Here is a 12,330-nt window from a genome sequence, read left to right as displayed (position 1 = left end):
GCAGACGAGCCTCACCCCTCCGGTGACTGTCGATTCGGCAATGCCGGTAGTTTTCGGCACAGCTCCGGTCACCCTTGGCAACAGAGATAACGTTAACAAGCCCGTCATTTGCTACAGCTTCGAAGAAGCGGTTAACGAGCTTGGTTATGTAGATAAGTTCGATGCAGGCTACACGCTCTGCGAGATGATGTACGCTCAGTTCCGGCTCTATAATGTAGCGCCGGTTGTGTTCGTCAACGTCCTCGACCCTGTATCACACACAGCAGACGTAACCGGCACAGACTACACCCTGGCCGGCGGCGTTGCCACAGTCGAAGCTTACGGCATCATGCTTGAGACGGTCACAGTAAAGAGCTCTGATGAAGTCACTACATATGTGCTCGACACAGATTACTCTCTGAGCATCGACTCCGACGGATATATGCTCGTTACAGCACTCGACGGGGCTATAGCAGACACAGACACTGTAAAGATAGCATACACAAAGCTTGACCCCTCAGCTGTAACATCGAGCGATGTTGTCGGCGGTGTCGATGTGTCGACCGGCAAGAAGACCGGCCTCGAGCTTGTTGATGAAGTATTTCCCCGCTTCCGCATTCCCCCCGGCCTTTTACTCGCCCCCGGATACAGTCAGGACCTCGAGGTCGCTGTAATGCTCTCTGCGAAGGCAGAAGGGATAAACGGTGTTTTCCGGGCAACTGCGATAGCTGATCTTGATGATGTGTCTATTGAGAAGTACTCAGACCTCCCCGCTTATAAGCAGACTAACGGCCTGGTCGATGAGGACCTCGTGCTCTGTTGGCCTAAGCTCGCCGTCGGCGGGCGTGAAATGTGGTACTCGACCCACCTTGCCGGGCTCATCGGCTACACTACTGCGCAGGATGACGGCGTACCGTATCGATCTCCGAGTAACCAGAACCTCAGCATCACCGGCGCAGCACACCACGGCGCTGAGGTTATCCTCACGCCCGAAGAGGCAAACTATCTCAACGGTCAGGGCATTGTAACAGCGCTGAACTGGACAAACGGCTGGGTTGCGTGGGGCAACAGGACAGCGGCATACCCTGGTATTACAGACCCGAAGGACACGTTCATCCCCGTCCGTCGCATGTTCAGCTGGAACACAAACGTCATAACGCTTACGTACTGGCAGCATGTAGATTTCCCAATCCGCCGGCGTGACATAGAACGCATAGTCGACAGCGAGCAAGTGAGGCTTAACGGCTTGACGTCAAGGGAGTTCATCCTCGGCGGGCGCATCCTCTTCCGCCCCGAAGAGAACCCCATTACTGATCTCATGGACGGAATCATTCGCTTCCGTCTCATGCTCGGCATAGCGACACCGGCACGTGATATCGAGTTCATACTCGAATACGACCCCGGCTACCTCGAAACCCTTTTTGCATAAGGAGATAAAATGGAAAGAGTAACAGCATTCAAAGTATATGATAAAGGCGATGAGCTTCTCGGCGTCGTCGATGCAACACTGCCCAGCGTTGAGGCGATGAGCGAAACTGTCAAAGGCGCAGGCCTCGCCGGCGAGATAGATACACCCTCCGTCGGACTCTTCGGCTCGATGACGCTTGCGCTGAACTGGCGTACTGCTGAGAAGCAGGCGGCAAAGCTCAACGAACCGAAGACCCAGGAGCTCACCCTCCGGGGCTCTATACAGGACTTCGACAAGGCGACCGGCGAATACCGCCATGTCCCGTATAAAGTGTATGTGAAGGGCCAGCCGAAGAAGCTGGAAGGCGGGAAGTTCGAGCCTGGGGCATCGATGGATGTACCCCAGGAATTCGAGGTCATCTATGTCAAGAAAGAACTCGACGGCGTCGAAACCCTCGAGCTTGACAAGTACAACTATATATACAGGGTAAACGGCGTTGACTATCTCGCAGACATCCGCACAAATCTGGGCATGTAGGGGGTAAGATGATGGCAGAAGTAATCAAGCTTGAGCATCCTGTTGTTGTCGAAGACAAGACGATAACAGAGATTAGTATCAGGCGGGTAAAAACTGGGGATGTAATAGCGACAAAAGATGCCGGAGATGAAACAGACATCACATTCGCACTGGCTGAACGCATTACGGGACTCAAAACTAACGAGCTTGCTGAACTCGATATCGCAGACTACAGCAAGGTCTACAAGAGGCTTTCCGATTTTTTGGCACCGTTGATGGCATAGAGAGGGGTTTCTTCGGGCTCGTTACAGCTGATATCTGTGACGAGCTTCTGGAGGCTCTGCTTCGTCTCTCTATGCTTACTTACACAAGCGCAGAGTTCTACGCAGATATGACTCCGGAAGGCTTTAGGAAATCGCTTGAGATATGTTCTATTGCTTTAAATCGTTGACCCCTTCAAGGAAAAAGTAAATTGCATGTAAAGGTATCGAAAGACAGGGGAATACAAGTAATGCTGAGAAAAAGGCTCCCAAGGGTATTAAGTGCAACGGTGTTACATTGTCTGTGTGGTTAATAAGAAGGGCGCAGAGCGCAATTATATAGCTGAAAAAGTAGATAAGATAAGGATTTGTGAGAATGGAAAATCTTTCACTTACAGTAGCCATAGGCGCCTCCGTGGGCGGTTTTATTAAAAATATAAGCCGGGCGGGACGCTCTGTCAAGCAAATGGGCTTCGACATTGACAAGCTGAAAGACAAGCGTCTTGATATCGATAGATATCGTGATCTCGGAAGCTCGATACAGAAATCAAAGCACAAGATAGCCGACATGGTGGCAGAGCACGCTAAGCTCACAGCTGAGATCAAAGGGGGCGGACGTGTCACGATGTCGCAGATAACTAAACAGAAAAAGCTATCGCGGGAAATCGGCGACACTAAAAGAGAGGTAGAGAAAAAGAAAAACGAGCTCAACGAGCTTACTGCGTCGATGAAGAAGAACGGCATAAGCGTTGATAATCTCGATAAAGAGTACGACAAGCTCGGCCGGAGTGTAAAAGATCTTGAGGTTAAACAGAATCTAAAACTTGAAAAACAGCAGTTCGGCAAGGATCTGCGGGCGGAGCGTGAGAGCATTCTCAATGATGCATTCTCGCTCGGCGCTCTTGCGATGACAGTCTCTGCTCCTGTCAATTTATCTATAGACAAGCAGGAGTGGATGAATGAAATCGGCAAAAACGTAAAAGGCCTGGACACAGAGAAGGATGTAAAGCAGATGGAGCTCGCAGTCCGTGGGATAGCGACGGAGTCGATACTCTCAGCCCAGGCTGTGGCCCGTCTTGCATCAGAAGCGGGCAAAATCGGGATGGGAAAAGACGAAGCTCTAGAGTTTGCGAATGTTGCCGGCAAAATGGCGGTAGCGTTCGATCTCACAGAAGATCAGGCAGGGAGCTCAATAACAAAGATTATTTCAACGATGGGGCTTTCTATAGACGAAGTTTCAGAGCTGGGCGATGCAATCAATCATGTCGGCGATAATACCGGCTCAAATGCAGCAGAAATAACAAAGATAATACAGCGTAACGGAGGGCTCATACGTTCTACGACGGGCCTTGCGGCCAACGAGATCGCCGCCCTTTCCGGCGCCTTTGGAGCCGCCGCTCCGAATACTGAAGCCGGCGCAACAGCGCAGAAAAACTTTGTACTTGCTCTTACTTCAGGCTCCTCGGCTACTGCTGCACAGCAAAAAGCACTTGAGCAGCTTGGTTTCAGCGCAGAAGGCATGGCGAGCAGGATGCAGAATGACGCAAAGGGAGCTATACAAGATCTTCTATCGAGTCTTTCTGCACTTGACGATAATCAGCGAAGTGCTGTCATGTCAGACATGTTCGGCAAAGAGAGTGTTGCGCCTATTGCCGGCTTAGTGTCAAATCTCAGCGAGCTTGAAAAGACCTTCGGGCTCGTGTCGGATGAAGCGTCGTACGCAGGGAGCATGCAGGGCGAGCTTAACAGAAAAAACTCTACAGCTGCTGCAAGTATCGCTAAGCTTAAAAATAATCTAACAGAGCTGGGATACATAATCGGCGATGCTTTTCTGCCGGTTCTCAATAAAAGTGTAAGTGCACTAAAATTTTTCATGAGCATTGCACAAGATACATTAAACAAAATGCCTCTTTTCTCAAAAGCTTTTGTTGTCGGCGCAACAGCGCTTCTTGCTTTCAAAACAGGAGCACTGGCCGGGCGAGTTGCGGCAAATCTTTACAAAGAATCGATTAATGCAATCAAATCAACTATGTATCTGACTGGCAAAGCATATGCTGTACTATCTTCTAAGCAGACATATCTCACAGCAAAGACATGGCTCGCTACAGTTGCGATAAAAGCACAGAATATTGCACTCAAATTTGGAGGCTGGGTAAAAGCAAGCACACTCATGAGTGTGTATCGTGCCAAGACTGTTACTGTAACAGCTGTGACAAAGGGTCTTACTGCCGCCCAGCGCATGCTGAATTTTGCTATCCTCTCAAGCCCTATCGGATGGGTTGTCGGCGGTATAGCCGCCCTCGCCGCCGGCATCGTCTACGCTTACAAGAAGTTTGATGTATTCCGAAGCTTCATAAATTCAACATGGGAGCGCATCAAATCCTTCGGTGCGGGGATAAAGAACCTGGCCGGCATAATCTGGCAGTATCATCCGGCCAATCTACTGATGATAGGCTTTGATAGAATGAGGGAATTTATATCTAGTATCAACTTGTTCGAATCCGGCAAAAAGATACTATCTACACTCACCGCCGGCATTAAATCGACTCTTTCCGCACCTATTGATGCAGTTAAGGGTGCATTCGGCAAGATGCGTGAGTTCCTTCCTTTTTCCGATGCGAAGAAGGGGCCCTTATCAGATCTCACGGCCTCCGGCTCATCGATACTTTCGACCATCGCTGCCGGCATGGAGAAAAAAGCCGGTGTGCTCCCCGTCATCTTGAGCAAAGCATTCACAGCAATAGAGAAGGCCGGACTTGATATTGAGACGCCGCTTTCCGCCGTTTTTAACAAGAATGTCACGGAAGAGCGGAAATACAGCAATACAGAAGAACATATATCAAGACATACAGAAGAGCTGAAAGAGAAGCATATAGAAGAGCAGCAGAGTGTATCACCTCGTTCCCTCCCCCTCGCCGTGCCCCCTTCTCGGGGGCACGGTGCCTCTTTTACGGTGAACTATTCCCCGCATATTACAGTAAGCGGCACGGCAGAGAAAGAGGATATCACAGCGGCTCTTATAGAGAGTGAAGGACGCCTCAAAGGCGTGCTCCCCGAGCTTATCAGGAAGCTGATAGCAGAGATGGAGATAGACACGGAGAGGCGCAGCTATGCGTAGTGTAATCACCTCTGCGGGTGAAACGTGGGATATCATAGCCCGCCGTGAGCTCGGCTCAGAAAAGCTAATGCACAAGCTTCTGGAGGCAAACCCTGAACATGCAGATACAGCCGTTTTCTCCGGCGGCGTTCAGCTGCGCATCCCTGAGGCATCCCTCCTCCCATCTACTCCAGTCCTCCCCCCATGGAGGAGAAAATGAGGAGAGTAAGGGTACAGCTGAAGTATGACAACAGCGATATCACAGCAGACATTGCACCGATGCTGCTGTCTTTTACTTATACTGACCAGGCTTCCGGTTCTGCCGATGATATCTCTATCACCCTTGAAGATACCGCCGGCCTCTGGCGCAACGGTTGGTTCCCCGAAAAGGGCGCAACGCTCACTGCCGGCCTGCACTGTTTTGAGTGGCTCCGCAACGGTGACGATGCATATCTGAGCTTCGGCGAGTTCAGCATCGATGACATCACACTCTCCGGCCCTCCCTCTACTGTACAGATAAAAGCTGTTTCGGCGCACATCGACAAGTCATTCAGAACAGAGAAAAAAAGCAGTTCACACGAGCAGATAACGCTAAAAGAGATGGCCGGGAAATACGCCGCAGAAAGCGGTTTTTCTCTATTCTACGATTCAGAGTATAACCCTCGCTTCGAGCGCATCGACCAGCGGAGTGAGAGCGACCTCGGCTTTCTCGATAGAGTCTGCCGGGCAAACGGCCTGAGACTGAAAGTAACAGAGAAGCGTATAGTCATCTACAGCGCCGCTCTCTACGATGCCCGCTCGCCGGTCCTCATGCTTTCCCCTTCTCACCCGCTTACCGGCTGGAGCTTTCGGAGCAAAGCACATGACGTGTATTCAGCATGCGCAGTAAAATATTGGGATGCTGAAACAAAGTCATCAAAGTTCCATACCTTCACCCCCTCCTCCCCGCCACCGGTGGGGAGTACGTTGTATGTCAACGCCAGGGTCGAATCCCTGGCCGAGGCGGAGCAGAGAGCAAAGAAGGAGCTCAGAGCAAAGAATAAGGAAGAGGTCGCAGGAGACATCAAAATGATAGGCGAGCCTGCGGCGGCCGCCGGGCAGAACGTTCAGTGCGCCGGCTTCGGTGCATTCGATGGAACATACTCTATTGAGAAAGCAGTGCACTCTGTAACACGTTCTGGCTACACGACAAGCTTAAGCATCAAGAATACACTGGAGTATTAAATGGATACAGATACACGCAGGCGCATAGAAGAGCTTGAATCACTTGTAAAGAATATAGCCCGCCCCGGGCGTGTGACAAACATATACCCGGCAAAAGGTACGGTGCGGGTTGAGTTCGCAGAAAGCTACGGTCTTCTCAGCTACGAGCTCCCCGTTCTCGTCGGCAAGACGCAGGACGACAAGCACTATCATATGCCTGACATCGGCGAGCATGTCCTTTGTGTTTTCCTCCCCTCGGGGCTTGAGCAGGGCTTTGTCATCGGCTCCTTCTACTCATCTGTAGACACTCCCCCCGCCGCCACGGAGAACAAGCATCATATACGGTTCAGTGACGGCACATGGCTTGAGTACGACCGTGCGTCTCATCATCTGCGTGCAGATGTTGTCGGAGATGTAACGATACGCAACGATGGCAACACTCTTGTAGACTCCGGCGGAGATATAACCATGAAAAGCCCGTCTCTCGTTACTATAGACGCCCCTGAAACTGTAACGACAGGCAAACTAAGGGTGGAAGGCCTTCTAGAGTATATGGCGGGGATGATGGGCTCCGGCGTGGCCGCCACCGGCGCACTCGGCCCCGTCTCTGCCAAGATAACAGGATATCTTGAAGCAACAGAGATAAACAACGAAGAGGGCCTCGTATTCAGCCAGCACCGCCACGGCGGTGTAATGTCCGGCGGTGATGAATCAGGAGGGCCGGTATGATAGGCAGTCTCGGCGATGTAGTCTTTGAGGTCTCATCAACCCGTGTGCGCACTTTCGATGCTCTGCGCAGAGAGCACTCTGCGAAATATGCGAAACACGAAATCCTCTCCGGCAAGCCCGTGCTGGAGCATACCGGTGGCGGCAATACAAAGATAAGCTTTACGATGCAGTTTGTATCCTCCCTGGGTGTGAACCCCATCGATGAACTCGCCCGCCTCCGCTCCCTCCTCGATGCCGGCGAACCACTCCCTCTGTTCTTCGGTGATAAGCAATACGGAAAGTACTGTATCGAGAGCATCTCAGAGACTCATAAGACGATAGACAACCAAGGGCGTACTCACACGGCAGAGGCGCAGGTGTCGCTCATCGAGCACACAGAGACAGTCATCAAGTCCCGTGCAAAGGGAGACGACGAATACATAGACGGATGGAGACGATGAAAGAGATATCACGCTTCAGCATCAAAGATATAGCGTTCTTTCCGGGCGGCCATCACGATATATTCCAAAACGTTGCCACGATTATTACGACAACTAAAGGGTCGGTTCCACTCGATAGAGATTTCGGCATCTCGGGAACTTTCCTCGATTCACCCGCCCCTGTCGCACAGGCAAAACTCCGGGGGGAGATCGTCTCAGCTATAGAGATGTACGAGCCCAGGGCGTATGTAACCGGCGTGTCGTTCCGGGGGGATGATGACGGCCGGCTCTGGCCGGTCGTACAAATAGGAGTGAAAGATGAATATTAAGGACCTGACAGATATAACATTCTGCGAGACTAATCCCGGGGAGATAGAGAAAGAGATAATCAGCACATTTGAGCAGCTCGCAGAGTCTACGCTGTACCCCGGCGACCCCGTCCGCCTCTTTCTCGAGGGACTGGCATACGTCATTACTCAGCAGAGATATCTGATAGACGCCACAGCGAAGCAGAATCTTCTTGCGTATGCGGGGGGTGATAATCTTGAGCACCTGGGCGCATTTCTCGGCGTCTCCCGCCTTCCTGAGGCCTTCGCAGAGGTCGATGTAGAGTTCAGCAAGAGCCCGAATTACGCCGGCGCTGTCACTATCCCCCAGGGCACGAGAGTATCGCCGGACAATCAAATATTCTACGAGACAATCGAGTCCGGGGAGATAGCAGCAGGTGAGAGTACTGTCACACTCCGCTGCCGCTGTCAGATGCCCGGCAGTGCGTATAACGGCTTCTCAGCCGGACAGATAGCTCTGCTTGTCGATCCCGTGGCATACGTTGCCTCGGCAGTGAACACGACAACTAGCCTGGGCGGAGCGGACGCAGAGACAGATGAGCATCTGCGTGACAGAATACGCATCGCCCCCGAGCAGTTCAGCAACGCCGGCCCTACCGGCGCATACGTATATTATGCAAAATCTGCACACCCCGATATTGTTGATGTTTCTGTCACATCCCCTTCCCCCGGGGTGATCAACGTTTATCCCCTAAAAGCCGGCGGCGAACTGCCCGATGCGGCTGTTATCTCCGCCGTTGAGGACCTCCTCTCCGGCGAGAAAGCCCGCCCCCTGACAGACAGTGTATCTGTGCTTACGCCGACAGCCGTGAACTACGATATCGATGTCACATACTATATAGAGACCTCAAAAGCAGGGCTCACAGAAAGCATCACAGCCGCCGTTGAAAAAGCGGTAGACAAATACGTTGAGAATCAATCAGAGAAGCTCGGACGAGATATCAACCCCACTGAACTGATATACCGGCTCTATTCCGCCGGCGTTAAGCGTGTCGAGGTAACATCGCCTGTATTTGCGATTCTCACAGCTGAGCAGGTAGCCCAGCTCGGCACACGTACGGTAGCTTTTGGGGGCTACGAAGATGAGTAAACGACACACTGAAGTGAGCCTCCTCTCCCTTCTCCCCGGCTCTATTCGCCGTGACGGAAGAGTAAGCGCCGCCGCCTCTGCCGTTGAGCGGCTCTTGAAACAGACGGGGGCGGATATCTCTGCTGTCAGCATCTATCCGGCAATTGACAGTCTATCAGAAGAGGTCCTCGACTATCTTGCGTGGCAGTTTAATCTGTCCGGCCCCGAAGGCTGGTCCCTCGCCCTCGATGTCGAGCCGAAGCGCAGGCTCATCAAAGAAGCAATCGAGCTGCACCGACACAAGGGGACACCATACGCTGTCCGGCGTGTCCTCGAGATCCTCGGTCTCGAGGGGCGGATAGAAGAATGGTTCGATTACGACGGAGAGCCGTACACATTCAGAGTGCATATAGACGTCAGCGACAGGCCGTACACCGAGGAGCTGGACGCAAAGCTCGATGAGCTCATCACGGCGCTTAAGAACGTCCGCAGTTGGTACACAGTGCTTGTCTACGTCACATCCCGCTCATCTGCATTCTTCGGTAGTGCGCTCATCGGCGGGGAGGCTGTAACAGTCTGGCCATGGATCGCTGCCGGCAAAAGCGTTCAGAGCCCGCTTTATTTTGGCGCAGAATTTATAAGCACAGAAACAACAGCGGTTTACCCGCCGGGAGGATAATATGTCATACTACACGATTTTAACAGATGTCGGCCGGGCTAAGATAACAAACGCCCACGCCACCGGGGGCTCAGTCGTCATCACAGAGCTCGCCCTCGGCGATGGGGGCGGAAGCTACTACGAGCCTGCAGAGACGCAGACAGCTCTTGTCAATGAAGTACACAGAGGCACAGCGTTGCTCACAGTCGATGCTGAGAACCCGTCCTGGCTTATCGCAGAGCTTGTAGTCCCCGCCGGGACGGGCGGCTTTACCGTCCGGGAGGCGGCCATATTTGATGATGCCGGGGATATGCTCGCCGTCGGCAAGTACCCCGAAACTTACAAGCCGACGCTTGATGAAAACAGCGGTAAAGACCTGCACATAAAGATGATAATCGAAGTTAGCAATACATCGAATATCACGCTCAATATCGACCCGTCTGCGATCTTTGCGACTGTCGAGTATGTTGATAACAGAGATAATGAACTGATAAGCCGTATATTTTACGCAGGAGGTAGATGATGGAAAAAATATTAGGACAAGTCCGTCCGGCGGCGGATACTGACACAACGCTTTATACGGTACCGGCTGGAAATAAAGCGCAGGGTGATATCTTTGTAATAACGACCGACGGAGGCGGGACTGTATCTATTGCGCTTGTACCGTCGGGTGAGTTATTGAGCGATAAGCACTGGATAGCTTACAGTGAGCCGGCATCTGAGTTAAACGGCATTTCAAGAGTATGTCTCGGCTCGGGGGACAGCGTTGTCGTGCATGCTAGTACAGATACTATATCTGTCACCTTGTGCGGCCTGGAGATGTCATAATGAGTATAATAAAAGCACCCGCCGGCGGCGGAACTTTCAGATATATCAAGAAAAAAGATTACGACCCGGTAAAGCATATACTTTTTGATCTATCTACTCTTGGTCTCTCAGCAGGAAATCTGCACAATTACGCATGGCAGAAGAACGGCTCTGTGCCGACGACTGCACCTCACCCCCTCGCCGCATCTGTCAATGATAAGTATTATCACATCAGGCAGGCGACCGGCGATCTTGAAGAATACGACCCACAAACTGGGGTTTGGGCAATTAGAGCAAGCATGCCATCTCCCAGCGATGGCTGTGCTGCCTGTGCCCTTGGTGATAAGATATACGTCTCAGGCGGCTTCGATGACAGAAATGCAATGCGTATCTATGATACATCGACAGACACCTGGACTATCAACTCTACAGCTCTCGACAAAATGCGTATGGAGCATACTATGGCAGCTGGTAGTGACGGCAGACTATATCTGTTCGGACACTATCATCTTGATGCAGAGGATATTAACAATACTGTCTACGACCCGACTACTGACACATCGTCAGCTATCGCTCCGCTCCCGATTAGTAGTGATATACGTTATTCTGCCGCCGTCTCAATCGGAGACGATATATATATCGTCGGAGGCGAAGGGTCGAGTAATTCGAGCTTATATGCTTACGTCTGGAGATATGCCCCCACATCGGACACTTATGAAACAGTATCTGCGATGCCGGGAGCAAAATACCAGCATGCGCTTGTTGCCGTATCCGGTAAATTAATTGCGATCGGCGGTGTAAGCACATCTGATGTCTATGAGTATGACCCGGCTGGAGATCGATGGATAAAGGCCTCAAGTCTAGTGAGCGCCGGCACAGAGCATGCAGCTGCAGTTATCGCTGATCGTATATATATGACAGACAGCTCAGGCTCATTCTACGAACACGATTCTGAGCGAAATATATTAGTAATGGAGGTCGCATAATGTACACATATACAATTGATGCTCAAAATCAGATACACATATCAGGCGCAGTTGAAGCGGTTATACCTAAGGACCCTGGGACCGGTGATTTTTTCGCAGATGCGGCATCTGCCCAATCCTTCGCTGAGGACTGGATTGCGGCTCGTACGCCTCAGCCCAGGCCGGCGCTTGTTGTAACTTCTGTCAGTTCTGATGATTCAAGCGCTCAGGTGGAAGAGGGAGAAATCACTATTTTACAGGGGCATTCTGTCACTGCAGGTGTCGAAATACAGCTGTCCGGGGCTCTCTACACAAACTTCTCCGGCACTTTTCGGATGCCGGTGCGGACTAAAGACGGCAGGGAGATGTTTGCGCTTGTCAGTATTTCTGCCGGGACGGGACAAGTGACGATACCTTTCGACTCATCAGGGCACTACGAAATTACAGAAGCAGGGATAAACGAGCGGCTTCCGGCGTCTCAACAGCTCTCGTTTGAAGGCTTCTCTGTATACGTAGTAGTCTAATATCACGCCCGCTCAGCTCTTCGCTGAGAGGTTCTGAGCGGCTCAAAAAAGGAGTAATATAATAATGAATGTCAATGTAATGATACCTGTTCTTATCTTTATCGCCGGTGCTGCGCTTCTTGTTTCTGTCGCCCTGGCTGTGCTCAAAACAACCGGTGTTATCGCCGCCGGCTGGGCCTGGGTTCTTATGCCCTTTTTATCGGCATTCTTTCTGCTCGTGCTGTACTTCGGCGTCGCTGTCTTGGTCGGAAGGAGGCGGTAACTATGCGGGTTCTTATCGTCTTCGCTTTTATGTTGTCAGTGCTCCTGAGCGCAGTATTTGCCGGCTTTAAACTTGCCGGCACGCTGC

At 51.7% G+C, this 12,330-nt stretch carries 16 protein-coding genes; all 16 read left to right on the top strand.

All coding sequences use genetic code 11. The features are described from left to right. Positions 1–22: 22 nt before the first annotated feature. The 16 genes from K300_RS0105470 to K300_RS14640 all read left to right on the top strand — a co-directional run bounded on the left by K300_RS0105470 (position 23) and on the right by K300_RS14640 (position 12,243). Complete coding sequence (locus K300_RS0105470; RefSeq protein WP_202898560.1) at positions 23–1,408, top strand: phage tail sheath family protein; 1,386 nt, start codon at positions 23–25, stop codon at positions 1,406–1,408. Positions 1,409–1,417: 9 nt separating this feature from the next. Beyond that, complete coding sequence (locus K300_RS0105465; RefSeq protein WP_022850658.1) at positions 1,418–1,924, top strand: phage major tail tube protein; 507 nt, start codon at positions 1,418–1,420, stop codon at positions 1,922–1,924. An 11-nt stretch (positions 1,925–1,935) separates the two neighbouring features. After that, the gene (locus K300_RS0105460; RefSeq protein ID WP_162139852.1) at positions 1,936–2,187 is read left to right on the top strand and encodes a phage tail assembly protein; all 252 of its coding nucleotides are present in this window, start codon (positions 1,936–1,938) and stop codon (positions 2,185–2,187) included. 352 nt (positions 2,188–2,539) lie between these two features. Beyond that, a complete protein-coding gene (locus tag K300_RS0105455) occupies positions 2,540–5,281 on the top strand; it encodes a phage tail tape measure protein (RefSeq protein ID WP_022850656.1) in 2,742 nt (913 codons plus the stop codon). Beyond that, positions 5,274–5,480 carry a tail protein X gene (locus K300_RS0105450; protein ID WP_022850655.1) on the top strand — a complete coding sequence of 69 codons (207 nt, stop codon included), beginning with the start codon at positions 5,274–5,276 and terminating at the stop codon, positions 5,478–5,480. Before K300_RS0105455 ends, K300_RS0105450 begins: the two co-directional genes overlap by 8 nt. After that, complete coding sequence (locus K300_RS0105445) at positions 5,477–6,484, top strand: phage late control D family protein (RefSeq protein ID WP_022850654.1); 1,008 nt, start codon at positions 5,477–5,479, stop codon at positions 6,482–6,484. The genes K300_RS0105450 and K300_RS0105445 overlap by 4 nt, the downstream gene beginning before the upstream one ends. Then, a complete protein-coding gene (locus K300_RS16035; RefSeq protein WP_022850653.1) occupies positions 6,485–7,192 on the top strand; it encodes a phage baseplate assembly protein V in 708 nt (235 codons plus the stop codon). Then, positions 7,189–7,632 (top strand): phage tail protein, encoded by a 444-nt coding sequence (locus K300_RS14650; RefSeq protein WP_022850652.1) that lies wholly within the window; start codon positions 7,189–7,191, stop codon positions 7,630–7,632. The genes K300_RS16035 and K300_RS14650 overlap by 4 nt, the downstream gene beginning before the upstream one ends. Next, positions 7,629–7,940, top strand: a complete 312-nt coding sequence (locus K300_RS0105430; RefSeq protein WP_022850651.1) for a GPW/gp25 family protein — start codon at positions 7,629–7,631, stop codon at positions 7,938–7,940. Before K300_RS14650 ends, K300_RS0105430 begins: the two co-directional genes overlap by 4 nt. Then, positions 7,930–9,048, top strand: coding sequence for a baseplate assembly protein (locus K300_RS0105425; protein WP_022850650.1), 1,119 nt, complete (start codon positions 7,930–7,932; stop codon positions 9,046–9,048). The genes K300_RS0105430 and K300_RS0105425 overlap by 11 nt, the downstream gene beginning before the upstream one ends. Further along, the gene (locus K300_RS0105420; protein ID WP_022850649.1) at positions 9,041–9,706 is read left to right on the top strand and encodes a phage tail protein I; all 666 of its coding nucleotides are present in this window, start codon (positions 9,041–9,043) and stop codon (positions 9,704–9,706) included. The genes K300_RS0105425 and K300_RS0105420 overlap by 8 nt, the downstream gene beginning before the upstream one ends. A gap of 1 nt (position 9,707) precedes the next feature. Next, positions 9,708–10,208, top strand: a complete 501-nt coding sequence (locus tag K300_RS14645; RefSeq protein WP_022850648.1) for a phage tail protein — start codon at positions 9,708–9,710, stop codon at positions 10,206–10,208. After that, positions 10,208–10,513 (top strand): hypothetical protein, encoded by a 306-nt coding sequence (locus K300_RS0105410; RefSeq protein ID WP_022850647.1) that lies wholly within the window; start codon positions 10,208–10,210, stop codon positions 10,511–10,513. The genes K300_RS14645 and K300_RS0105410 overlap by 1 nt, the downstream gene beginning before the upstream one ends. Then, positions 10,513–11,478: a Kelch repeat-containing protein gene (locus K300_RS0105405; RefSeq protein ID WP_022850646.1), complete on the top strand. Its 966-nt coding sequence runs from the start codon at positions 10,513–10,515 to the stop codon at positions 11,476–11,478. Before K300_RS0105410 ends, K300_RS0105405 begins: the two co-directional genes overlap by 1 nt. Continuing rightward, complete coding sequence (locus K300_RS0105400; RefSeq protein WP_022850645.1) at positions 11,478–11,981, top strand: hypothetical protein; 504 nt, start codon at positions 11,478–11,480, stop codon at positions 11,979–11,981. The genes K300_RS0105405 and K300_RS0105400 overlap by 1 nt, the downstream gene beginning before the upstream one ends. A 64-nt stretch (positions 11,982–12,045) precedes the next feature. After that, the gene (locus K300_RS14640) at positions 12,046–12,243 is read left to right on the top strand and encodes a hypothetical protein (protein ID WP_022850644.1); all 198 of its coding nucleotides are present in this window, start codon (positions 12,046–12,048) and stop codon (positions 12,241–12,243) included. Positions 12,244–12,330: the final 87 nt, after the last annotated feature.

The sequence above is a fragment of the Limisalsivibrio acetivorans genome (assembly GCF_000421105.1).
Lineage (GTDB): Bacteria > Chrysiogenota > Deferribacteres > Deferribacterales > Geovibrionaceae > Limisalsivibrio > Limisalsivibrio acetivorans.
The sequence above is the reverse complement of the archived record's forward strand: the minus strand, read 5'-3'. Positions and strand labels throughout refer to the sequence as shown.

Coding starts and splice junctions, on each gene's coding strand:
- K300_RS0105465 (WP_022850658.1), top strand. CDS start 1,418: ATGGAAAGAGTAACAGCATTCAAAGTATATGATAAAGGCGATGAGCTT.
- K300_RS14645 (WP_022850648.1), top strand. CDS start 9,708: ATGTCATACTACACGATTTTAACAGATGTCGGCCGGGCTAAGATAACA.
- K300_RS0105405 (WP_022850646.1), top strand. CDS start 10,513: ATGAGTATAATAAAAGCACCCGCCGGCGGCGGAACTTTCAGATATATC.
- K300_RS0105445 (WP_022850654.1), top strand. CDS start 5,477: ATGAGGAGAGTAAGGGTACAGCTGAAGTATGACAACAGCGATATCACA.
- K300_RS16035 (WP_022850653.1), top strand. CDS start 6,485: ATGGATACAGATACACGCAGGCGCATAGAAGAGCTTGAATCACTTGTA.
- K300_RS14640 (WP_022850644.1), top strand. CDS start 12,046: ATGAATGTCAATGTAATGATACCTGTTCTTATCTTTATCGCCGGTGCT.
- K300_RS0105450 (WP_022850655.1), top strand. CDS start 5,274: ATGCGTAGTGTAATCACCTCTGCGGGTGAAACGTGGGATATCATAGCC.
- K300_RS0105455 (WP_022850656.1), top strand. CDS start 2,540: ATGGAAAATCTTTCACTTACAGTAGCCATAGGCGCCTCCGTGGGCGGT.
- K300_RS0105460 (WP_162139852.1), top strand. CDS start 1,936: ATGGCAGAAGTAATCAAGCTTGAGCATCCTGTTGTTGTCGAAGACAAG.
- K300_RS0105420 (WP_022850649.1), top strand. CDS start 9,041: ATGAGTAAACGACACACTGAAGTGAGCCTCCTCTCCCTTCTCCCCGGC.
- K300_RS0105425 (WP_022850650.1), top strand. CDS start 7,930: ATGAATATTAAGGACCTGACAGATATAACATTCTGCGAGACTAATCCC.
- K300_RS14650 (WP_022850652.1), top strand. CDS start 7,189: ATGATAGGCAGTCTCGGCGATGTAGTCTTTGAGGTCTCATCAACCCGT.
- K300_RS0105410 (WP_022850647.1), top strand. CDS start 10,208: ATGGAAAAAATATTAGGACAAGTCCGTCCGGCGGCGGATACTGACACA.
- K300_RS0105400 (WP_022850645.1), top strand. CDS start 11,478: ATGTACACATATACAATTGATGCTCAAAATCAGATACACATATCAGGC.
- K300_RS0105430 (WP_022850651.1), top strand. CDS start 7,629: ATGAAAGAGATATCACGCTTCAGCATCAAAGATATAGCGTTCTTTCCG.